The sequence below is a fragment of the Dongia sp. genome (genome assembly GCF_041909655.1).
In the GTDB taxonomy this organism is placed as follows: domain Bacteria; phylum Pseudomonadota; class Alphaproteobacteria; order Dongiales; family Dongiaceae; genus Dongia.
In genome coordinates this window covers 210,613-232,005 of sequence record NZ_JAYRDA010000004.1, presented here as the reverse complement: position 1 = coordinate 232,005, position 21,393 = coordinate 210,613, and the positions used below count along the sequence as shown (strand labels likewise).

Genomic DNA, 21,393 nt, shown 5'->3' with positions numbered 1-21,393 from the left:
AGGCGTGGCCAAGGTCGTCATCTGGGGATCGTTGAAGCCGCATACCGGCGGCAAGTCCGAGGTGACGGTCGAAGCCCGCAACGTCCAGGAATTGCTGGCCCGGTTAGGTGAAGCCTATCCGGGCCTGCAACCCCAGATCAAACGCGGTGTTTCCGTTTCCATCGACGGCTTGATCTATCGCGAAGGCTGGCTGCAGCCATTGGCGCCCGACAGCGAGGTTTTCCTGTTGCCGCGCATGCAGGGCGGTTAAACCGCCTTTTCCGTCGCCGGCATATATCACAGCTAAAATCCGGAACCCCGCTGCCCTGGGGCCGTTTCTCCTGCAGCGATCGTGCAGAACGGCACGCTCGTCTTATTTCCCCTGCAAGGAGAAGACGACATGAATTGGGACATCATCGAAGGCAATTGGAACCAGGCCAAGGGCAAGGTCAAGGAACAGTGGGGCAAGCTCACTGACGACGATCTCGCCAAGATCAGCGGCAAGCGCGACCAATTGGCCGGCAAGCTGCAGGAACGCTATGGCATTGCCAAGGACGACGTCGAAAAGCAGCTCGAGGATTTCGAGCGCGGCTATCGTCAATAAATAATTTCCCATCAGCGCATCAGAGGAGGGTTTTATGACCCAACGCAACGAGCGCGATCAGAAACCATCGACGCCACGCGAAGTGCCCATGGAAAAACACGAGCAGGGCCACAAGCTCGGCGATAAAGATGGCCGGCAAATGCAGCAAGGCGGGCAGCGGAACGAAGGCGAAGGCAATCGTACCGCCGCCAAGCAATACAACGCTCATGTGCAGCATTCCGCCGAAAATCCGGCGGAAGTGCGACGCCAGGCCGAAGGCGCCCGCCGGGCGGTCGATGGGCCGGAAGGCAAGGAGCTGAAAAAGGCCGAAGAAGCGGGCCGTAAACCAGCCCGCCATTAGAACGCCCGCAATTAAACCGGCGGTGTTGATATGGTCCAGAAAAGGCCCGGCGTGGCAACGCGTCGGGCCTTTTCTCGTTCCGGCCGATCGCGAGCCTTGCAAGACCCAACCGGAACCAATCCCCGCGCCCTTCGTTAAGTCAGCAAGGATCGAGACCGATCCCTTATCGACGAAACGACATCGAGGAGAATGGTATGCGCAGGTCTCTTGCGTTGGCGGGTGTGCTTGCCCTGACGCTTTCAGTGACGCCCTTCGCGCGCGCCGAGAATGCGGCAAGCCCTGACATCGAGACGCAATCGGGTTCGACCACCTGGGACCAGATCGAAGGCAATTGGGTCGAGTTCAAGGGCAAGGTGAAGGAGCGGTGGGGTGAACTCACCGATGACGATCTCCTGCAGATTCAGGGCGAACGGCAGCAACTCGTCGGTCGAATCCAGGCCCTCTACGGCGTCAGCCTGGAGGAAGCGGAGAGCCAAGTGACCGAATGGGAAGACAGCGTCGTTGCTCACTGAATCTGTGGGTCCGCGGCTGACGTCCGCTCGGAGCGACGTCAGCCGCGTTGATTTTCTGCTGCGGCCGAGATGGCCGCTCTTTCGATAAAGGGGATTCTGTCATGCTTTACTGGGCCGTCATCTTTCTCGTTGTCGCCATCGTGGCCGGTGTCTTCGGCTTTGGCGGCATCTCGCAAGCCGCAACCGGCATCGCGAAGATCCTGTTCCTGATCTTCCTGGTGTTGTTCGTGGTCTCGTTGGTCGCGTCCTACGTCTAGCGCGCGGCAGCCTTCCCGAAATTAGTCAGTGCAAATTAGTCAGTGCAAAGGAGTGCCATCATGGCCGAACGCAGCCTGGATAAAGAATTCGACGTTCTCAAAAACGATCTCGGTGCCCTCAAGGACGACCTCGCCAATATCAGTCGCCAATTGGCGAAGAAAGGTGCCGCCGAGGTCGATGCGGCTCTGACCAACGGTAAAGCCAAGGTCGAGGCCGGCATCGGTGCCGTGGAAACCCAGGTGGTGGCGCATCCGCTGAGCAGCCTGCTGGTGGCCTTCGGCGCCGGTATCCTGCTCGCCAAACTCACCAGCCACCGTTAAAGGCTGCCACATGGCCAGTCTCGAGGGCATGGGCGAGCGTGTCTTGCGCAAACTGATCCTGGCCATGCTGGCCGGGATCCTCGCGCTGGCAGCACTCGGCATCGGCCTGGCGGCATTCTATCTTTGGATGCTCGCCTCGCTGACGCCGGCGGCGGCTCTGGCTATCGTGGCCGCTATCCTGGCCGTGCTGGCACTGGCGGCGCTGATTGGCCTCACATATCGCCGTCGTCCAGCACCGCCTTCCCTGGGCCCATCCATCAGCGCGGGCCTGGCTGGGTTGCCGGAGGCGGCGGAGATGGTGCGCCGCGCCGTGGCGGCCGATCCCCGCGGTGCTGTGTTGGGTGCCGTCGCCGCGGGCTACATCGTGGAATCAGGACCGGCTTTGGATGCCGCCGTCCTCTCCCGCCTTCTGGCGCAAATTCAGCGGTGATGCGCCCAAGGCAGATTCAACAGGAAAGAGCGGAGGGAGAGCCGACATTCCCATCCCGATCGCCTCACGCATATGGAACCAACCGGCGGGGAAAGTGTTTGCGCTGCTAGGCCGCGCAGATTGCCGTGGTTGGGGCCACGGTTGGGCCGTGAGGCGGGATTGGGAGCAGCGACAAACATGCCGCGCAAGACCAAGGGTCCGAAAGGGCCGCGCAGCGATCAGAAATTGCCGGACGCGCCTCCCATGAATGGCAAGAAAAGTGCCGAGATCGTCTCTCTGACGGCGTCGCCGGCTTTCGAGCAATGGCTTGACCGGCAAACCAAAAAACTCGTTGAGGCCAGTACCACGGAAGCGGATTCCGCGCTCGTCGAGCTCATCCGTTCCTGGCCGGGGAAAAACCCTAGAAAAACGCCGGGAAAGATCACGGATTGATCGCAGGATAGGGCGTTTTTCCTAGTTTTCGCAGGTCAGGTCACAGCTTCCGCCCGGTCTTGTCGCTCGGCTTGGGACCCCGCAGCCCCCATCTTTTGGACAGCGTTACGACGCTCTTGGCTCCGATGGAATCGACCGAAAGGAAAAGAACCATGCAAACGAACATGCAACCGAAGGCCGATACATTTCAAAACCAGCTCGTCGCCACTCTGCCGGCCATGACTGCTTTTGCTGTGATGCTGACTCGCAATCGCCCGTCAGCCGACGATCTGGTTCACGACACCGTCGTGCGCGCGCTCAGCCGCGAGGAATTGTTCACGCCGGGTACCAATCTCAAGGCGTGGCTGTTCACCATCATGCGCAACCTCCACATCAACAATCTCCGTGCCGGCCATCGTTCGCGCATTGTCGATATCGACGACGATCTGTTGCCGAACCTGGCCAGCGCTGCACCCAATCAGGAGCATCGTCTGGTGCTGAAGGAATTGTTCCAGGCGATCGGCGGTCTCAATCAGGACCAGCAGGAAGTTCTCTCCCTCGTCGTGGGGCAGGATATGTCCTACGAGGAAGCTGCCGAAATTTGCGGTTGTCCGATCGGCACCATCCGTTCGCGCCTGGCGCGGGCGCGCCGCGAACTGGAACGGATGCTGGCGGGCGATGTCGCGATGCCCGCGGCGCAACCGGCCGCCAAGCCGCGCCGCCGGGGTGCTGCACCGATGCTGGACATGATCGAAGAATTGCGTGCTGCCGGCTGACGCCGCCGACAGCCGAGACAACCTCCTCTTTAACAATGCCGCCCCGGCTTCATCGGGGCGGCATTTTTTATGCGTTATTGAGCAGTTGCCAGCGCGCGCGGAATGGCGGCAATCTGCCGACAAGCATATTTTTCAGCGCGGAGGAGCCGATTTCCATGACCTTCAATGTGCAATGCGTCGCGAAGACCCAGGATGTCCTCGGCGAATCGGTCCTGTGGCATCCGACGGAGCGCAAGATCTATTGGCTCGATCTCAAGGGGCCGGCGCTTCACGTCTACGATCCGGCTGGCGCCACGACCGATACCTGGAAGCTTGACCTGGGGACGCCCATGGGCACCTTGGTGCGGGCCAAAGAAGGCTTCATCCTGACCGGACGGGAAGGCACCTTCAAAGTCGATGTCGCCGCACGTCGCCTGACACCTTGGGTCAATCCCAACGACCGGTCCGAATTCACCATGTTCAATGACGGCAAGGTCGACCGGCAGGGGCGCCTGTGGCTCTGTACCTCGGATATCAAGGAAACCGAGCCGCTGGGCGGCATCTATCGCCTGGACCCCGATGGCACCAGCGTGGTGCAGGATCGCGGCTCGGCCTGCGGCAATGGCCCGGCTTTCAGCCGCGATGGGCGCCGGCTCTATTTCGCCGACACGATCGATCGCAAGGTCTATGTCTATGATCTCGACCCGGCGCATGGCACTCTCACGAACCGGCGCCTTTTCACCGCCTTCGCCGAAGCCGAGGGCATGCCGGACGGCATGACGGTGGATGCCGACGACCATGTCTGGATCTGCCATTGGAGCGGCTGGGGAATCAGCCGCTTCACGCCGCAGGGCAAGCTGGATTTCAAGCTGGACCTCCCCGTTCCCCTGGTGACCTCCTGTGCCTTTGCCGGGGAGAAGCTCGATATCCTCTATATCACCACCGCGACGGTCGATCTGGACGCGGCCACCCGGGCCAAGGCGCCTCTGGCGGGGGGGCTTTTTGCCGTCCAGACGGGGCATCGGGGCCTGCCGGAACCGGTTTTCGGGATGGCTGGCTGAAGGCCAGATGTGACCAAATTCAGGCCTGTGGCCGGGCGCGGCCGGCCAAAGCCGTCAGGTGCCCGTTGACAGAGCGGGCGGGCTACTGTTAACCCCCTCAGCTATCGGGATGGGGGTGATCCGTCAGCATTAGAGGTTGGTGATCCACACCTTCCTTCCAATCGCTGGTTGCGGTGGTAGCCAGCCAAAATCCCTAGTATTTAAAAGGCGTTAGCAGCATGTTTGATACGTCGCTTCCCGATCTCAACGGGAAATCCATCCTGGTGACAGGCGGGACGGGTTCGTTCGGCAAGGCATTTATCCGGCGCATCCTGGCCGATTGGAAGCCGAAGCGGCTGATCATCTTCTCGCGCGACGAATTGAAACAGTGGGAGATGCAGCAGGATCTCTCTCAGGAAAAGTTTCCCTGTCTGCGTTATTTCATCGGCGACGTCCGCGACGGCCAGCGCCTCGACATGGCGACCCGGGATGTGGACGTGATCATCCATGCCGCCGCCTTGAAACAGGTCCCGGCAGCCGAATACAACCCCTTCGAATGCATCCACACCAATGTCATCGGCGCCGAGAACGTGGTGCAGGCGGCGATCAAGAACCGGGTCAAGCACGTGGTGGCCCTCTCCACCGACAAGGCCGCCAACCCGGTCAATCTCTACGGCGCCTCGAAACTCGCCTCCGACAAGATCTTCATCGCGGCGAATTCCCTCTCCGGCGGTCATGACCCGATCTTCTCGGTCGTGCGCTACGGCAACGTGATCGGTTCGCGCGGTTCCGTGATTCCTGTCTTCCGCGAAATGGTCGCCAAGGGCGCCAAGGAAATTCCGATCACCGACGAGCGCATGACGCGCTTCTGGATCACCCTGGAGCAAGGCGTCAACTTCGTGCTCTCCAGCCTCGCGATCATGCGTGGCGGCGAGATCTTCGTGCCGAAGATCCCCGCGATGAAGGTCGTCGATCTCGCGGATTGCATCGCGCCGGGAATTCCCCACCGTGTCGTCGGTATCCGGCCGGGCGAAAAACTGCACGAAGTCATGATCACCGAGGACGACAGCCGTTGCACGGTCGAACTGGAAGACCGCTACGTCATCGAGCCCAACTTCACCTTCTGGGATCGCCGCTCCTTCCTCGCGGACGGCTACAAGCTGGTGCCGGAAGGCTTCCGTTTCGCCAGCGACAGCAACACCAAGTGGCTGAACGCTGAAACTCTTCGGAAGATGATCTGAGGCTTTTCCCCATGCGTTACTGCAAGCATTGCCTCTATCCCGAAACCAAGCCGGATCTCTGGTTCGACGAGCATGGCGTATGCAATGCCTGTCTCAATTACCAGTTCCGTGCCGAGGTCGATTGGGACCAGCGCAAGGACGAGTTCCTCAACGTCGTTTCGCAGTATCGCAGCAAAGACGGCAAGAATTACGATTGCATCGTGCCGGTCTCGGGCGGCAAGGACAGCACCTATCAATTGCTGCGCCTGCTCGAAGTCGGCATGAACCCGCTTTGCGTGACCGCAACGACCGACGACCTTTCCGATATCGGCCGCCGCAATATCGAGAACATCAAGAAGCTCGGCGTCGATTATATCGAAGTCACCACCAATCCGGTGGTGCGCCGCCGTATCAACCGCTTCACGCTGGAAACGGTTGGTGACATTTCCTGGCCGGAACACGTCACGATCTTCACCGTGCCAGTGCGCGTCGCCGTGCAGCACAATATCCGCCTCATTGTCTGGGGCGAAAATCCGCAGCACGAATATGGCGGTCCGGCGGCCTCCACCCAGAAGAACGTCCTCGACCGCCGCTGGCTCGAGGAATTCGGCGGCCTCCTCGGCCTGCGCGTTTCCGACCTCATCGGCCAGACCGACATCGCCCAGCGCGACATGATCCAGTACACCTATCCTTCCGACGATGATCTGGCGCGGGTCGGCGTGACCGGGATTTTCCTCGGTTATTATTTCCCCTGGGATGGCTATCGCAACGCGCTCTACGCTCAGGGCTATGGTTTCGAAACCTTCCCGAACATGGTCGAAGGTGCCCTGGCGAATTACGAGAATCTCGACAACCACCAGATGGGCATCCACGATTATTTCAAGTTCCTGAAATACGGCTTTGGTCGTGCCACCGACATCGCCTGCAATCATATCCGCCGCGGCCGCCTCTCGCGCCGCGACGGCCTTGAGCTGGTCAAGCGTCATGACGGCAAGTTCCCCTGGACGTATCTCGGCAAGAGGATCGAGGACATCCTCGCCCCGCTGGATATGCCGGTCGAGGAATTCGTCGACATTTGCGACCGCTGGACCAACAAGAAGCTGTTCAAGTGCGACAATAACGGCAAGCTGATCAAGGACCGCTTCGGCAATCTGCAGAAGCTTCACGTCGACAATAGCTGAGCGCGCAATTGCACACCCGCGCGGGAGATGAGCTCACGCCATGACTGGTGTCGTCATCGTCAATTCCGGTGTTTGCAACCTGGACTCGATCCGGCGCGCGATGGAGGAATGCGGTGGCAAGCCAGTGGTGAGCGACGACCCGCGCGTGGTCGAAGGCGCCGACCGCATCATCCTGCCCGGTGTCGGTTCCTTCGCCGCGGCGATGCAGGCGATGAATGAGAAAGGTCTGGCCGCAGGCCTCCGCAATCTCCTCGCCAAACGCCAGATTCCTTTCCTTGGCATCTGTCTCGGCATGCAATTGATGGCAACGCGCAGCCAGGAATTCGGCGAGACCGCGGGCCTCGATCTTATTCCCGGCGACATCGTGCCCCTGAAATCAACCCAGGCGGGCGAGCGCATTCCGCATATGGGCTGGAACGAGACCCATCCGCGGGACGGTGCCGCCCTCTGGCGCGATCTCCCGGCAGGCACGGATTTCTATTTCGTCCATTCCTATTACTACGATTGTGCCCGGGAAGATGTACTGGCCACATGTCCCTCCTATGGCGGCTTTACCGCGGCGGTCCAGCACGAGCACCTGATGGGCGTGCAGTTTCATCCGGAAAAAAGCCAGAAGGCCGGCTTCCGCCTTCTGCGCAATTTCCTGGCGATCTGAGCGGAGTGCGCCCGCTATGACCGTCAAAATCCGCGTGATGCCGACCCTGTTGTTTCGTGACATGGGACTGGTCAAGGGCGTCGGCTTCGATTCTTGGCGGCGGACCGGCAGCGCGATGCAGGCCATCAAGGTCTACAACATGCGCGAGGTCGATGAGCTGGTCTTCCTCGACATCCGCGCCACACCCGATGGCCGCGATCCCGATTTCGCGCAAATCGACGAATTGGCCGATGAATGCTTTATGCCGATGACCGTGGGGGGCGGGGTGCGCAACCCGGATCACATCGGTGGGCTGCTGGCGGTGGGCGCCGACAAGGTCGCCATCAACACGGCGGCGTTGGCGCGGCCGGGCCTCATCCGCGACGGCGCCTTGCGCTATGGTTCGCAATGCATCGTCGTCTCGATCGATGTGCTGCGCCATCCTGATGGCCGCCTCGAGGTGATGAGCCATTGCGGCAAGCAAGCGACCGGGCGTGATCCGGTCGAATGGGCCAAGGAAGCCGAGGCGATGGGCGCGGGCGAAATTCTGCTGACCTCGGTCGATCGCGACGGTACCTTCGAAGGGTATGACGTGGCGCTCACCCGTGCCGTGGTCGACGCACTCAAGATTCCCGTCATTGCCTCGGGCGGTTGTGGAAAATACGAGCACATGGCCGAAGTGCTGGCGAAGGGCAAGGCGGACGCGGTCGCTGCCGCCAGCATCTTCCATTTCACCGAACAGACACCGCGCGAAGCCAAGCTCTATCTGAAATCACAGGGCTTCAAGGTGCGCGTGTGACGATGCAGCCCCCCCTTCCGCTGGATGTCGTTTCGGCGCCGATTGCCGATGCCGAGACCGGCGCTGCCATGCACCGCTTGATGGCACGGCTTTGGCCGATCTGCCGCTCTCTGTCGGGGCAGGGTGTCCGCGATACGCTCGACATTCTCGCTGGCGAAATGCCGGGCCTTGCCGGCCACCGTGTCGCCAGCGGCGAGAAATGCCTCGATTGGGTGGTGCCGGATGAATGGAACATCCGCGACGCCTACATCATCGCCCCCGATGGCAGCCGCATTTGTGATTTCAAGCGCAACAATCTCCATGTCGTCAGCTATTCGCTGCCGGTCGATGTCGAACTCGATCTTGACGAACTGCAGGCGCATCTTCATTCCCTGCCGGAACTGCCGCAGGCGATCCCCTATGTTACCTCCTATTATCGTCGCCGCTGGGGCTTCTGTCTCAGCCACGAGCAGCGTTTGGCACTGAAGCCGGGACGCTACCGCGCGGTGATCGACGCCACGCTGGCGCCGGGCCATCTCGATTTCGCCGATCTGGTCCTGCCGGGTGAGAGCGACGAGGAAATCCTGCTCTCGACCTATATCTGCCACCCATCCATGGCCAATAACGAACTGTCCGGCCCGGTGGTGGCGGCCCATCTCGCCAAGTGGCTGGCGGCAATGCCGCGCCGGCGCTACACCTACCGCTTCGTTTTTGTCCCGGAAACCATCGGCGCCATCATCTATCTCAGCCGTCACCTCGCGCATCTCAAGGAAAAAGTCGTCGCCGGCTTCATGATCAATTGCGTGGGTGACGAGCGGGCCTATGGCTTCATGCCCAGCCGAGCGGAAACGACATTGGCCGACCGGGCCGGCTTGCACGCGTTGCGCCATCATGCCGGGACGTTCGACCGCTACAGTTTTCTGATGCGGGGCAGCGATGAACGGCAATATTGCAGCCCGGGTGTGGATCTCCCCGTGGCCTCGCTCTTCCGCAGCAAGTACGACACCTACCCTGAATATCATACCTCGCTCGATGACATGAATCTGGTGACGCCGGCTGGACTTTGCGGTGGCCTGCAATCCTTCCAGCGAGCCATCCAGGCGATCGAGGCCAACCGGCGCTACCAGGCTCAGGTTCTGGGCGAGCCCAATCTCGGCTCGCGCGGCCTCTATCCGACCATGTCCTCCAAAGACACCTTCAAGATCGTCTTCGGCCTCGTTAACGTCTTTGCGTATTCTGACGGCAAACGCGATCTGCTAGAGATCGCCGATCTGCTTGATATGCCGATCTGGGAGCTGGCAGCCGCCGCCAGGGATCTTGAAACACACGGGCTGATTGCCTGAACACATGCAGTTGAAGTTGAGGAGCAAAGAACATGAGTGATCAAACAAAATCTGCCGTGACCGCCCATTACGATGGCGAAGTGGATTTTTATTCCGACCGCTATGACAAGGCGTTCCTGGAGCGGACGGGCGAGTATCCGTCGAATTACGTTCGCCTGGAGATCCTCAGCAACCGTCTGGCGCATTTCGGCGCCAAACGCCTGTTCGAGGTCGGCATGGGCGAAGGCACGCCGCTCTTCACCTGGGGCAGCATGGGAATCGAAGTCTCCGGCTGCGATCTCTCGCAGCCAATGGTAAAGGCAACCAGGGCGCGCCTGGACAAGGCCGGGATCAAGGCACCGATCCTTTTCGTGGGCGACGCAGAAGATGCCAAGAGCCTCGCCCCCGCTTTGGCGCTGGGTAAATACGATGCCGTGATTGCGTCTGGCGTGTTGCCGCATATCCAGAAGGAAACAGCCTTCTTCGACAACATGAAAATGATGCTGCGTCCCGGCGGCCGCATCTTCGTCGAATTCCGCAACAAGCTGTTTTCGCTCTTCACCATGAATCGTTACACCAAGGAATTCGTGCTTGATGATCTCCTCGCTGGCGTCTCGGCCGAGGTGAAGCAGCACGTGGCCGCCGAACTCGACAAGCGCCTTGCCACCAACCTGCCGCCGCTCCGCGGTCATGACGATCCGGACCGGCCCAGCTATGATCAGATCCTGGCCAAGTTCCACAATCCGTTTGAACTCGAGGCGACGGTCGCCCAGCATGGTTTCCGGACCATCGGCATGCATTGGTATCATTATCACGCGACGCCGCCGATGCTGGCCGACAAGGTCGGCGCCGCCTTCAATACCGAATCGGCGAAGCTGGAACTGGAAGCGGGATGGCGCGGCATGTTCCTCTGTTCCGCCGGCATCATCGAGGCGGAACTGGCTTAAGCTGACAGCGCGCGATGGCTGGTCAGCCGCCAGCCATCGCCTGTTTCGCCCGCTCGACATAAAAGCGCACGAAGGCTTCCGTCGCCGCCGAGGCGGATTTCCAGCCCTTCTCTCCCTTGGGCACATGGACATGCGATTCGAACAGCGCGCGGCGTTCTTCCGGTGTGCCGGTCGGCAGCTTTTCACCTCGCGCGGCCCGCGTCAGCAACTCGGCGAAATGTTCGGGTGAATCGGCAAAGGTGACCACGCGTCGGGTCAACGGATCATTGTAATCCAGCAGCAGGTCGCGCCGTGCAGCCCGTGCCTCGCCCCAGCAGGGTACGACGACCGGCGCATCGGTCAGCATCACTTCGATGAGCGCCAACGAGTTGTAGCCGATCACCACGCGCGAGCGCGGGTAGAGCTCGAACAAGGGCGTCTCATAGCGGAATTGGAGCGGCGAATCCTCCTGCGAGCCGATGCGCGCCAGCGTTTCGGCCCGGTCGCCCTTCTTCTTGCACTTCACCAGCCAGGTGAGGTCCGGATTGTTCTCGGCCCGCGCGACCCGGTCGAAGATCGTCGCCACTTCCAGAAAGACATCGGCCGCCATATAGCCCGGATCGTTGAAGGTGATGAGACTGAGCGAGGTCTTCTCTGTCTCCGGCCCCGGCGTCATATTGAGCCAGCGATCGTAACGCGGGGCACCCGTCACCCAGATGTCGTCGGGATCGTCGAAGCCCGGGGCAAAGGCATCCTTCGTGACCTGGCTGAACACGGCCAGGCCGGCGCCTTCGAAGCGAAAACCCGACTTCTCCAGATGATCGTGCATCCAGGGAACGGTCCAGGGGATCGTGTAATTCTCGCGGCACAACACCAGGAACGGGATGCCGAGGCGCCGGCAGCCAAGACGCAGTGCCTCGTCCTGCCAGTAATCGATATTGGCGGCGGCCACGGCATCGACCTTCATGCGCCGCTGTGCTTCCTGCAGAAGGGCGACGCCGAATTTTTCCAGGATCGGTTTCAGATGCCGGCAGCGATCCTGCTTCAGCCAGACCGAGAAATAGCCCTGCAGCCGGTCGGCTTCAGGGACCCAATATTCCTGGCGCAGCTTCAATGTGACCGCGTTCAACGTCACCCAATTTATGTCGGTGTTGCGGCGCAACTCCTCGATATCCTTGATGAACTGACTGCGCTCCAGACAAAGGACCGTGATGCGCCCCGGCTGGGCGGTGCGCCAACGGATCCGGCGCGCCATTTTCCGCCCGGCGGCAGTGGGGCTCTCGAGCCAGCGCAACCAGATTCTTTTTGCCACACTCAGCATCGGTATTCTTACTCTAACTAATTGAAATATATCAAATCTAGCAATCGCGAAGCGGAGTGTGCCGCGTATCGGAGCAAGGATCAAGCTACCATGCGGCGGCCCTGTCTTGACCGCGGAAAGCGCAGAGGCTACTCGGCTCGGCAGCAAGCTTGATTGATGCGGCGGCCCGCGATTCGTCGGCGCCCGCCAAGGGAGACAAATGGCAAACCCCGCTTTCCTCACGGAGCGCCTTTCGGTCGATCCGTTGCATTGCATCGATGTCGGTGCCCGCGGTGGCATGCAGAGCCATTGGCGCCCCTATGCCGATCTCATGCGCATCGATCTCTTCGAGCCCGATGCGGCCGCCTGCGCGGTGCAGGCGGCGAAGGCACCGGCCAATGAAAGCTGGTTTCCGGTGGCGCTCGGCGGTCGCACGGGAACGGGCAAGCTCCATGTGCTCAACAAGCCTTCCGGCTCCTCGCTCTATCCGCCCAACCCGGATCTGATGCTGCGCTTCGGGCCACCCAGCTATGGCGATCTCGACAAGGTGATCGAGGTGCCGCTGACGACCCTCTCGGATTTTATCGAGCAGCACAAACGGCCCTTGCCCAATCTCATCAAGCTTGATGTGCAGGGGGCCGAGCTCGATATCTTCAAGGGTACGCAGCCGGCGCATTGGCGCGATCTGCTGGCGATCCAGACCGAAATCGAATTCGCCGAGCTCTATAAGGGCCAGCCGCTCTTCGGCGATCTCGATACCTTCCTGCGGACCCAAGGCTTCGTTCTCTTCGACATTCTGCCGGTGCGCTCCTATCGCTTCGAGGGCGAGAAGTCCCACGCCTATCTTCGGCGCCACCTCAACCTGGTGAAGAACCGGCGCGATATTTCCTGCCGCCTGATCGCGGGCGACGCCTTTTATCTGCGCGATCCCGAAAAGGTTCTGGCGAAAGGTGACGTCACCGCGATCCTGAAACTCTTTATGATCCTGGTTCTTTATCGTTTCCTCGACGAGGCCTTGTGGCTGGCGGAAGCGTCGCGTGCGGCCGGACAACTCTCTGGCGCCGAGGCTGATGCGCTGATCGACCTTGTGCGCGCGGCGGCGCCGCGTCCCGGCCTGCTGCAGCGGGGCGATTGGCTGGGCAAGCTCGCGCGGAAAATCAGCCGCAAGACCGGGATCGGCCACAGCCGCAAGATCGATTACTGGCTCGATCGCTCCTGGGATTTCTGATCAATAGCCCCAGAGATGCTGCAGCGAGATGGCCCCGGCCGGGCTCGTGGTGACGATCTGGCAATTGAGATCGGCATCTCCTGATTGCACCAGCAGCGCACCATTGGCGCTCGTGCCCAGATGGGCCGCCAGATCCGGCAAGGCCTCATCCAGCCAGACGAAATGCCAAGTAAACGCCGGCACCTCGATTGAGGCGGTGCGGCGCTGGCCGTCATTGTTGATGACGACGAGGTCGGTGCGCGCCTGGCCGCGATAGCCGAGCCGCCCCGAACCATGGGCCACCACCACGCCGGTACGCAGGCCCTTGTCGCAGCGGGCGCGACCGAAGACATTGGTGCGCCCAATGACCGCCAACTGATCGGTCAGCCAATGCGGAAAACCCGGCACCACGGCGCCGAGATTGCGCCAGCAGGACTGGAATTCGGTGAAATCCTGGTCCAGGGTCTGCCGGTGGCGGACGATGAGATTGGCCATCGGCTTGAAGCCCTTGAAGCGCAGGCCAGCCTTGATCCAGTCATGGGCGACCAAAGCGAGATGGGCGCGGTCGCGGGCCGGATTGTTCCAGGCTGCCAGCAGATCCTCGCTGAAGAGCGGCCCGGCCTCCGTCTTGGTCATGTGGTTGCGCCCGAGATGGGCGCCGGCGGCGTCGAAGAAATCGATCCGGAGATGCGGCAGTGCCGGATTGGCGGCATCGGAGTCGAAGCCGAACACAAAGGGGCTGTCGGCGGCCGCGATCGGCACCGGATGCGGTTCCAGCAAATAGCCGTTATCCTCGACCGATCGATAGCGCGCCAGATCCTCGGCGCTGGCGGCGAAATCGGCACGGTCGATGATTGGGCAGCTCACATGATGGTTGCCGGCGATGTTGCTCCGATGCCCGGCCTTGACGGCGGCTTCGGATTCCAGCGCGAACCAGTTCGAGCCGCCATAGCCGCGATAGCGCCAGCCGAGAAAGGCGCCGGGTGCGACATTGCCGCGGGGAAGCGCACTCTGCTGCAGATAACTCCCACCATCGCGCGGCAAGCTGCGTGACGTGCCGTCCACCAGCGTCTCGATCTCCTTGCCGGTATCGGCATTGCGCTCGAAATTGGGAATGGTCAGCACCATCTCGCCGTCGCGTACCATCCAGGCAGGCGCCCGGAACTCGACCTTGTGATCGGGGCTGCGGCCGAATTCATGGGCGCTGTGAAGGGTGGTGAAGGAATCGCGCCAGAACACGTCGGCGCAAAGCCGCAGGCGGTAATGCCGCTCGCGCGTCAGGATCGGATGCTCGACGAAGGCCGCCAGCGAGACCGGATAACGCCGCTCCTTCACGTGATCGCTCAACCTGATCACGACCGATTGGTTGGGCTCCAGGATACGATAGAACCGGATGACCTCAGGGCCATGAAATATCTCGATGCGGAATTGCAGCGGATCCTTGACCCCGAAGAATTCCTGGAAGTGATTGAACAGCAGCCCTTCGACCTCATCCGCCTCCTGGGGCGCCGAGAGAGTGCCGCCGCAGAACTCGAAGCCCTCACCGACCCACAGAACCGGCTTTCTCGGGTCGTGCACTGCCATCAGCCGCAGGCATTGGCGGTAGCGTCCGGCAAGCTCCCCGCCGGCGCAGATGACGGCATCGATGGTCGACCAATCGAGATCCTCGGCATAGGCAGCACCCGCCTTGACGTCGCCCAAAGCATGGCTGGCCCAGACGAGTTCCATCCCCGGCAAAGCGGATCTCGCCGCCATCAGGCTGACCTGGTCGCCCTGGATGAGGATGCGGCGGGCCTGGGATTCCACAAGGCGCGCGCGCGCGGTTGCCCAATCGCTGGACATCCGGATGCTGGCACCGTCCTTGGGCGCCCCGGGTGCGCGCGGGGCCGCCTTCTTCGTTTTCTTCGAGGAAAAGAGCGTGTCGAGCAGCGTCAGCATCGATGAATCCAGCCTGGCACTTGGCCATATCCGTCTTGTGGAGAAAGTATCCGGATAGTAGTGGAAGGGGCGGCCTGTGGCCAGATGCCCAGAATGTCGCATGCCATGGGCCGAATCGCCTTGACCGGGAGACGGGTGCCACGGCTGATGGGCGCCGATAGACCGAAAGAGGAAGGATTTTGAGCATGCAGCGCAGTCGTTTGGGGCGGTCCGATCTCATGGTGCCGCGGCTCTGTTTTGGCGGCAACGTGTTCGGCTGGACGGTGGATGCGGCGATGTCCCATCGGTTGCTGGACGGCCTGGTCGAGGCTGGACTCAATTTCGTCGACACGGCGGATGTCTATTCGAAATGGGCGCCGGGCAATCAGGGTGGGGAATCGGAATCCATCCTGGGCGCCTGGATGAAGGCGCGCGGCAATCGCGACCGGATGATTGTCGCCACCAAGGTCGGGTCGGAAATGGGGCCGGGCATGAAAGGCCTCGGCAAGACCTATATCCTGAAAGCGGTCGACGCCTCATTGCGCCGCCTGCAGACCGATTACATCGATCTCTATCAATCGCATTGGGACGATCCCGAAACGCCGGTCGAGGAAACGCTCGCCGCCTATCAGGATCTGATCAAGGCCGGCAAGGTGCGCGTGGTGGGGGCGTCGAATTTCACCCTTGCGCGCATGCAGGCAGCACTCGACGCGCATCGCCGCGATGGGCTGCCCCGTTATGAAAGCTTGCAACCCGAATACAATCTTTGTGAGCGCGCCGGTTTTGAATCCGATCTCGCCGCGTTCTGCCGCGCCAACGAGATCGGTGTCATCACCTATTTCTCGCTGGCCGGTGGTTTCCTCACTGGCAAGTATCGGTCGGCCGCTGACCTCGCCAAGAGTGCGCGCGGCGAGGATGTCGCGAAATATCTCAATGCACGGGGCGAGCGGATCCTGGCCGCACTTGACGCGGTCGCTGCCGAGACCCAGGCAACACCCACACGGGTGGCGCTTGCCTGGCTGATGGCACAGCCCGTCGTGACGGCGCCGATTGCCAGTGCGACGTCGCCGGCTCAGTTGCAGGAATTGATCGCCGCCACGCAATTGCATCTCGATGCGGACACGGTGAGCCGTCTTGCGCAGGCTAGTGAATAGTCGCGATGCGACGTCGTCCGGTAAAATCCGCCGGTCCGGGGAGGCAATCTTGTTGACCCCCGCCAGAGACGGCCACATTCTCAACCCTGCGAAGGGCGAGGGCATCATGGCGGCTGATTGGCGCGATACCTGTCATCCGGATATTCTCCGGGTGCTGAATTACTGGGAAGAAAAGCGCCAGGGGCGCTTGATGCCCTCACGCGCCGACATCGATCCGGCCGATCTCAAACCCTATCTACCGCATATCACCCTGGTCGATGCCGTCGATGACGATCGCCGCTATGTCTATCGTCTGGTCGGCACCAAGGAAGTCGAATTGAGGGGCTACGATCCCACCGGTCGCGCGGTGGGTGACGCCTATTTTGCGAGCTCGGCGGATGCCGCCTTGCATCGCTACGAGGACGTCTGTCGCAAGCGTGCACCCTGCTACATCGCCGAACCATATCAGGTGGTCGACCGCTATATCGGCGAAGAGGATTTGTTCCTGCCGCTCTCGCAGGATGGCCAGAAGGTGAACATGATCCTGGTCTTCTCGATAAGCCGGGATCTGCACGGGGCGCCGCCTTACGGGCTTTAGGCCGATACTCTGTGCGCGGCTGCGGTGTCTGTCGCGAATTGCCGAAGGACGTCCGCCAGCAGGTTGAATTCGAGCGTTCGTGGTGTCGTCTTGCGCCAGACCAGCGCGATCTCGCGCGCCGGCGTTGATTCGGCCAACGGTTTTGCGATCAGGCCGGTACCGCTCAGCAAGCCGGAATCGACCGCCATCTTGGGCAGAAGCGTGACCCCCAATTGATTGGCGACCATCTGCACCAGCGTCGGCAGGCTGGTCGCGCGGAAATCGTCGTGGTGATGCGACGGCTGCAAACGACAGGCAGCCAAAGCGTGCTCGCGCAGACAATGACCTTCATCGAGCAGCAGCAGCCGGTCTTCCGGCAGATGTTCCAGTTCCGGTGCCTTGGCCTTTGCGAGGGGGTCGTCGCTGCGGCAGGCCAGCAGGAAGGGGTCGGCGCCCAGCTCTCTGACTTCCAGTTCATCGGTCGGGAAGGGGAGGGCGATGAGGGCGACATCGATTTCGCCGTCATTGAGCGCATCGAGGAGGCGCGCCGTCATGTCCTCGCGCAGATAAAGGCGCAGATCGGGATAGCTCCGCCGCAGGGGCGGCAGCACGCGGGGCAGCAGATAGGGGCCGATGGTCGGAATGACGCCCATGCGCAAGGGGCCGGAAAGCGGATCCTTGGAAGCAAAGGCCAGTTCCGAGATATCCTCGGCCTCCCGCAACACGATGCGAGCCCGCGCCACCACCGCCTCGCCCAAGGGCGTCAGCATGACCCGGCGCTTCGAGCGCTCGACCAACTTGACGTCGAGCAGGTTCTCCAGCTCCTGCAGGCCAGCGGACAGGGTGGATTGGGTGGCAAAACAGGCTTCCGCCGCCCGGCCGAAATGCCGATGCTCGGCAATGGCCACCAGATAACGGAGCTGACGCAGGGTAGGGAGTGGCCTCATGAATCGATCCTGTCGATTAATAGATAAGAAATAGCAGGATCGGTCGATTTATCAAGGCTAGTCGGCTTTGAGGCTCCCGCCCCGGGCGTTGGACCAGCCTTCGGGATCGTCGAGGAAGGCGCGGATCTTGGCGGTCTCGCCGGAATCAAGCCGCCCGGTCTCGCGGGCCGCCTCCAGCACATCCCACCAGGTGGCAAGGCCATGGAGCTTCACACCGAGATCGCCGAGCGTCGTCAGCGATTGCGGGAAGATGCCGTAATGGAACACGACCAGCGCATGGGCCACTTCGCATTCCGCCTGACGGATGGCATTGATGAAATTGACCTTGGAACCGCCATCGGTGGCGAGATCCTCGACCAGCAGGGTGCGGGCACCCGGCGCCATGTCGCCCTCGATCTGGGCGCCCCGGCCGAAGCCTTTGGGCTTCTTGCGGATATAGGCCATGGGCAGGCCCAGTTTGTCGGCCAGCCAGGCGGCATAGGGAATGCCGGCCGTCTCACCGCCCGCCACCACGTCCAGGCTCTCGAAACCGATCTCGCGCTCGACCAGCTCGGCCGCCAATTGGATCACTTTGGCGCGGGCGCGGGGAAAGGCGATGATCTTGCGGCAATCGATATAGACCGGGCTCTTCCGGCCCGAGGTCAGGGTAAACGGCTCGTCCGGGCGGAAATGCACGGCGGCGATCTCCAGAAGAATCCGCGCCACGATCGGGCCGGAAAGAGTGGTCGCTTGCGCCATGCCGGAGACTCCGCTGCTGGGGATGGAATGCGGGGGTGGTTTTAGCAGAGCAGCCCGTCTCTGCAAGGGTGCCGGCGGATCAGCGCCAACCGGATCAATTCCCGGCCGGTCGGCCGCCGGATTTGCCGGTGCCGCGACCGGGCCGTTTCCCCTGGCGATGCGCCGGCTTGCCGCCTTTGCCGCGCGGCGCTTTGCTTCTGGGTTTGTCGGGCGGTGCCAGAGCCGGTTTGGGAGCCGACATCTGATAGACCGAGACGCCATCTCCCAGATGCGCATTGTTGGCCTGGCGGATCTGGGCGGCCGCCTCGTCATAGAGGAAGGGCAGATAGGCGAAGCGTTGGCCGCGCAGCACCGGCAGGGCCTCGTGCAGGAGCGAGCAGGAAAAAACCACCGCGCCGCCGGTCGGCGCCCGGTAGGTGGCGCGGCCGAATTCCGGGAACATCAGATCGCCGCCGGTATAATCCTCGGCATTGAGGTTGATGGTGACGGCAAAGCGCCGATGCGCCGTGCCCTTGGTGGTGTTGTCGCGATGCGGGCGGAAATAGCCGCCGCTCTGGTCGTAGCTGGCGACGATATGACGCTCCATCCGCGTCACGTTGAAGGCAAAGGCCTTGGCCACCTCGGGCACGATGCGGCGGCGGATACGGTCCTGCGCTGCTTCGACCAGAGCTCGGTCGGTGATGATCCAATCGCTGCGGCGCTTGTGCCGGGGGTCGCTCTCCCGGACCGTGCGCCCACCGCGCTCGACCATGAAACCGGATTCCGAACCGCCATTCTTCTGAAAGCCGTCGATCAGGCGCCGGCACAGATCGCGCTCGAACACATGGGGCAGGATCAGGACCGGCGCCTGTAACTGCGCTGGCCGCGGCGGCCCCAGTTTCGGCAGGCGCTTCAAGACCTGCAGCACGGAATCTGCCTGCAGGCGGCCGTCCTGGGTGGCGAAGATGCCGATGACACGCAGCGCCGGATCGAGCAGAAACGTCACTGGTTGCAGGCCTTGCGCATTGGCGGCGTCGGCGGGGAGAAGGCGATAACGTTTGGCGATCTGGCGCTCGTGATCCCAGAAAATATCCATCCCGGGCGGCAGCCGCGTCAGTTGTGCATCGCTCCGGTCGGCAGGATCGCAACTGACGCCGAAGAAATAGAAATCCGGATCGGCGAAGGTCGCTGCCGCTGCGACAAAGGCCTCGATCAGCGCCTGGCCGACCGGCTGCGCGCGCGATCCGAAAAAGGACAGCACCAGATAGCGCCCGGCGGTGGTCGAAAAATCGAACGCCGGATTGACGTTGCTGGGAGAGACGAACATGGGCGCCGGGTCGCCGACCAGAAGCTTGGCGTCCACCGGTCGGGGTGGTGCGGCGGGTGTCAGCGTGAGGGTGGATTTGATCTGGGTCATGGCGGCACGGGCGCGGCAGGATTGGTGCGAAAGCGGCGCCAAGATGCGCCAAACCACTGCTTGCGGCAAGGGCGGGCGCTGTCTTGGGGAATCGCGGGCGGGTGGTTAGATTGGCCCCTTTCGGCTGGCCTTCAGCCATTTACCAACGGAGCATCGATTCATGACGGCTTTTGTCGACCTGTCGCATGACGGGCCGGTTGCCACCTTGACCCTCCAGCGACCGGAGAAAATGAACGCGCTCAATCTGGCCATGTGGCGCGAACTTGCCGCCCGGCTGCGCGACATCGCCGGGCAGAATTCCGTGCGCTGCGTCGTCCTGCGCGGGGCCGGGGGCCATTTTGCCGCCGGCGCCGATCTTGCCGAGTTCACCACCGCCCGCTGGAGTACGGCGGCGGCCGAGGCCTATGGCGCGGTGATGCTGGAAGCCTTGTGGGGGCTGCGCGATCTGCCGCAGCCGAGCATCGCTTGCATCAACGGGAATTGCCTTGGGGCGGGGCTCGAGCTTGCCGCTTTGTGCGATTTGCGGCTCGCGGCGACGGATGCGAGGTTCGGCGTGCCGATCCAGCGCGTCGGGGTCACCATGCCGTATCCGGAACTGGCGGCTCTGGTGGCGCTGCTGGGCCGGGCGACCATGCTGGAAATCCTGCTGGAAGGGGCGATTCACGATGCCGCCTGGGCGCTCGCGCGGGGTCTGGTGACCCGCCTGGCGACGCCCTCGGAACTCGGCGCGGCCCTGGCCGATCTGACTGCAAGGATCGTCGCCGGCTCGCCGCTCAGCCACCGGAACCACAAGAAATTCACCCAGCGCTGTCTTTCCGGAGATCCCCTGTCGCCAGCGGAACTTCTGGCAAGCTACTCAGTTGTAGAAAGCGAAGACTATCGCGAAGGAATCACCGCCTTCCTGGAAAAGCGCCGCCCGGACTTCTCGGGCCGGTAATTTCACAAAAGAGTGACACGCCGAGAAAGGTGGCAACGCCGTATTAAGGCGTTAGACACTTGTCAGGAAAGGGAGGTAATATTCCTTACACGGGATGAGGTGAGTCCGGTGCTGCAGCATCGGGTAGGACGGGAGGGACCAGTGACCCAACACGACGCCGCCAGGCGGCCGAAACTCACGTTCAGTCAATTCTGGCGCTTATATCTCGACGCCCACCGGCATCCGGGAACGCGCGGCATGCATTACAGTGCCACGGCTTTGGGTGCTTTCACGGCGGCGCTTTCCATTGCTCTCGACGAAGTCGCCTTTGTGATGGGCGGCATTCCTCTCGCCGTCATGATGGCGGTGGGATCGCATTGGTGGATCGAACGCAACCAGCCCTTGATCAAGGTCAACGCCTTCTATGGCGCCTTGGCCGACATGCGCATGTGCTGGCTGGCGCTGACCGGTGGCCTGGCGCGGGAATATGCGCGTCTCGGCCTCGGCGCTCCCCTGCCGCTGGAACAGCATCGCGCCCCGGCTGAATAACTC

26 protein-coding genes are annotated in these 21,393 nt (G+C 62.1%); 20 read left to right on the top strand and 6 right to left on the bottom strand.

Translation table 11 applies throughout. The features are described 5' to 3' along the window. Positions 1–4: 4 nt before the first annotated feature. Positions 5–250 (top strand): MoaD/ThiS family protein, encoded by a 246-nt coding sequence (locus ACE3PR_RS09970; protein ID WP_374371216.1) that lies wholly within the window; start codon positions 5–7, stop codon positions 248–250. A 129-nt stretch (positions 251–379) separates the two neighbouring features. Beyond that, positions 380–583 carry a CsbD family protein gene (locus ACE3PR_RS09965; protein WP_374371214.1) on the top strand — a complete coding sequence of 68 codons (204 nt, stop codon included), beginning with the start codon at positions 380–382 and terminating at the stop codon, positions 581–583. Between the two features lie 19 nt (positions 584–602). Here the strand turns inward: ACE3PR_RS09965 and ACE3PR_RS09960 are convergent, their stop codons facing one another. After that, complete coding sequence (locus ACE3PR_RS09960) at positions 603–920, bottom strand: hypothetical protein (RefSeq protein WP_374371212.1); 318 nt, start codon at positions 918–920, stop codon at positions 603–605. A 197-nt stretch (positions 921–1,117) separates the two neighbouring features. Between ACE3PR_RS09960 and ACE3PR_RS09955 the strand changes: the two genes are divergently transcribed. From ACE3PR_RS09955 to ACE3PR_RS09895, 13 genes are all read left to right on the top strand, one after another. After that, complete coding sequence (locus tag ACE3PR_RS09955; protein WP_374371210.1) at positions 1,118–1,435, top strand: CsbD family protein; 318 nt, start codon at positions 1,118–1,120, stop codon at positions 1,433–1,435. A gap of 101 nt (positions 1,436–1,536) precedes the next feature. Further along, positions 1,537–1,692 (top strand): DUF1328 domain-containing protein, encoded by a 156-nt coding sequence (locus ACE3PR_RS09950; protein ID WP_374371208.1) that lies wholly within the window; start codon positions 1,537–1,539, stop codon positions 1,690–1,692. 60 nt (positions 1,693–1,752) lie between these two features. Beyond that, entirely contained in the window at positions 1,753–2,013 is a 261-nt protein-coding gene (locus ACE3PR_RS09945) for a hypothetical protein (protein ID WP_374371206.1), read from the top strand. A 10-nt stretch (positions 2,014–2,023) separates the two neighbouring features. Next, positions 2,024–2,443 (top strand): hypothetical protein, encoded by a 420-nt coding sequence (locus tag ACE3PR_RS09940; protein ID WP_374371204.1) that lies wholly within the window; start codon positions 2,024–2,026, stop codon positions 2,441–2,443. 177 nt (positions 2,444–2,620) lie between these two features. Beyond that, positions 2,621–2,875, top strand: coding sequence for a hypothetical protein (locus tag ACE3PR_RS09935; RefSeq protein ID WP_374371202.1), 255 nt, complete (start codon positions 2,621–2,623; stop codon positions 2,873–2,875). A 152-nt stretch (positions 2,876–3,027) separates the two neighbouring features. Next, positions 3,028–3,630 (top strand): sigma-70 family RNA polymerase sigma factor, encoded by a 603-nt coding sequence (locus ACE3PR_RS09930; RefSeq protein ID WP_374371200.1) that lies wholly within the window; start codon positions 3,028–3,030, stop codon positions 3,628–3,630. 155 nt (positions 3,631–3,785) lie between these two features. Next, positions 3,786–4,670, top strand: coding sequence for an SMP-30/gluconolactonase/LRE family protein (locus tag ACE3PR_RS09925; protein WP_374371198.1), 885 nt, complete (start codon positions 3,786–3,788; stop codon positions 4,668–4,670). Between the two features lie 218 nt (positions 4,671–4,888). Then, complete coding sequence (pseB, locus tag ACE3PR_RS09920; RefSeq protein WP_374371196.1) at positions 4,889–5,890, top strand: UDP-N-acetylglucosamine 4,6-dehydratase (inverting); 1,002 nt, start codon at positions 4,889–4,891, stop codon at positions 5,888–5,890. Positions 5,891–5,901: 11 nt separating this feature from the next. Further along, the gene (locus ACE3PR_RS09915) at positions 5,902–7,050 is read left to right on the top strand and encodes an N-acetyl sugar amidotransferase (RefSeq protein WP_374371194.1); all 1,149 of its coding nucleotides are present in this window, start codon (positions 5,902–5,904) and stop codon (positions 7,048–7,050) included. A gap of 40 nt (positions 7,051–7,090) precedes the next feature. Next, on the top strand, positions 7,091–7,705 hold the full coding sequence (gene hisH / locus ACE3PR_RS09910) for an imidazole glycerol phosphate synthase subunit HisH (protein ID WP_374371191.1): 615 nt from the start codon (positions 7,091–7,093) through the stop codon (positions 7,703–7,705). Positions 7,706–7,721: 16 nt separating this feature from the next. After that, positions 7,722–8,483 (top strand): imidazole glycerol phosphate synthase subunit HisF, encoded by a 762-nt coding sequence (gene hisF, locus ACE3PR_RS09905; RefSeq protein WP_374371189.1) that lies wholly within the window; start codon positions 7,722–7,724, stop codon positions 8,481–8,483. Between the two features lie 2 nt (positions 8,484–8,485). Then, entirely contained in the window at positions 8,486–9,805 is a 1,320-nt protein-coding gene (locus tag ACE3PR_RS09900) for a DUF4910 domain-containing protein (protein WP_374371187.1), read from the top strand. Between the two features lie 32 nt (positions 9,806–9,837). Next, positions 9,838–10,731 carry a class I SAM-dependent methyltransferase gene (locus ACE3PR_RS09895; RefSeq protein ID WP_374371185.1) on the top strand — a complete coding sequence of 298 codons (894 nt, stop codon included), beginning with the start codon at positions 9,838–9,840 and terminating at the stop codon, positions 10,729–10,731. A 22-nt stretch (positions 10,732–10,753) separates the two neighbouring features. Here the strand turns inward: ACE3PR_RS09895 and ACE3PR_RS09890 are convergent, their stop codons facing one another. Continuing rightward, complete coding sequence (locus tag ACE3PR_RS09890; protein WP_374371183.1) at positions 10,754–11,965, bottom strand: hypothetical protein; 1,212 nt, start codon at positions 11,963–11,965, stop codon at positions 10,754–10,756. Between the two features lie 265 nt (positions 11,966–12,230). On the opposite strand from ACE3PR_RS09890, the gene ACE3PR_RS09885 reads away from it, so the two are divergent. Then, complete coding sequence (locus tag ACE3PR_RS09885; protein ID WP_374371181.1) at positions 12,231–13,238, top strand: FkbM family methyltransferase; 1,008 nt, start codon at positions 12,231–12,233, stop codon at positions 13,236–13,238. Here ACE3PR_RS09885 and ACE3PR_RS09880 read toward each other — a convergent pair whose 3' ends face one another. After that, the gene (locus tag ACE3PR_RS09880) at positions 13,239–15,155 is read right to left on the bottom strand and encodes a hypothetical protein (protein ID WP_374371179.1); all 1,917 of its coding nucleotides are present in this window, start codon (positions 15,153–15,155) and stop codon (positions 13,239–13,241) included. 185 nt (positions 15,156–15,340) lie between these two features. On the opposite strand from ACE3PR_RS09880, the gene ACE3PR_RS09875 reads away from it, so the two are divergent. Further along, positions 15,341–16,288, top strand: a complete 948-nt coding sequence (locus ACE3PR_RS09875) for an aldo/keto reductase (protein WP_374371177.1) — start codon at positions 15,341–15,343, stop codon at positions 16,286–16,288. Positions 16,289–16,340: 52 nt separating this feature from the next. Beyond that, positions 16,341–16,865 carry a PAS domain-containing protein gene (locus ACE3PR_RS09870; RefSeq protein WP_374371175.1) on the top strand — a complete coding sequence of 175 codons (525 nt, stop codon included), beginning with the start codon at positions 16,341–16,343 and terminating at the stop codon, positions 16,863–16,865. Here the strand turns inward: ACE3PR_RS09870 and ACE3PR_RS09865 are convergent. The 3 genes from ACE3PR_RS09865 to ACE3PR_RS09855 all read right to left on the bottom strand — a co-directional run bounded on the left by ACE3PR_RS09865 (position 16,862) and on the right by ACE3PR_RS09855 (position 19,967). Further along, complete coding sequence (locus tag ACE3PR_RS09865) at positions 16,862–17,791, bottom strand: hydrogen peroxide-inducible genes activator (RefSeq protein WP_374371173.1); 930 nt, start codon at positions 17,789–17,791, stop codon at positions 16,862–16,864. The genes ACE3PR_RS09870 and ACE3PR_RS09865 overlap by 4 nt on opposite strands. 57 nt (positions 17,792–17,848) lie before the next feature. Then, positions 17,849–18,529: an orotate phosphoribosyltransferase gene (locus tag ACE3PR_RS09860; RefSeq protein ID WP_374371171.1), complete on the bottom strand. Its 681-nt coding sequence runs from the start codon at positions 18,527–18,529 to the stop codon at positions 17,849–17,851. Positions 18,530–18,623: 94 nt separating this feature from the next. After that, positions 18,624–19,967: a redoxin domain-containing protein gene (locus ACE3PR_RS09855; RefSeq protein ID WP_374371169.1), complete on the bottom strand. Its 1,344-nt coding sequence runs from the start codon at positions 19,965–19,967 to the stop codon at positions 18,624–18,626. 118 nt (positions 19,968–20,085) lie between these two features. Here ACE3PR_RS09855 and ACE3PR_RS09850 point away from each other — a divergent pair, with 118 nt between their 5' ends. Together ACE3PR_RS09850 and ACE3PR_RS09845 are read left to right on the top strand one after the other, a co-directional pair. Beyond that, complete coding sequence (locus ACE3PR_RS09850) at positions 20,086–20,862, top strand: enoyl-CoA hydratase/isomerase family protein (RefSeq protein ID WP_374371167.1); 777 nt, start codon at positions 20,086–20,088, stop codon at positions 20,860–20,862. A 141-nt stretch (positions 20,863–21,003) separates the two neighbouring features. After that, positions 21,004–21,390: an Mpo1-like protein gene (locus tag ACE3PR_RS09845; RefSeq protein ID WP_374371165.1), complete on the top strand. Its 387-nt coding sequence runs from the start codon at positions 21,004–21,006 to the stop codon at positions 21,388–21,390. The last annotated feature ends 3 nt before the right edge of the window (positions 21,391–21,393 follow it).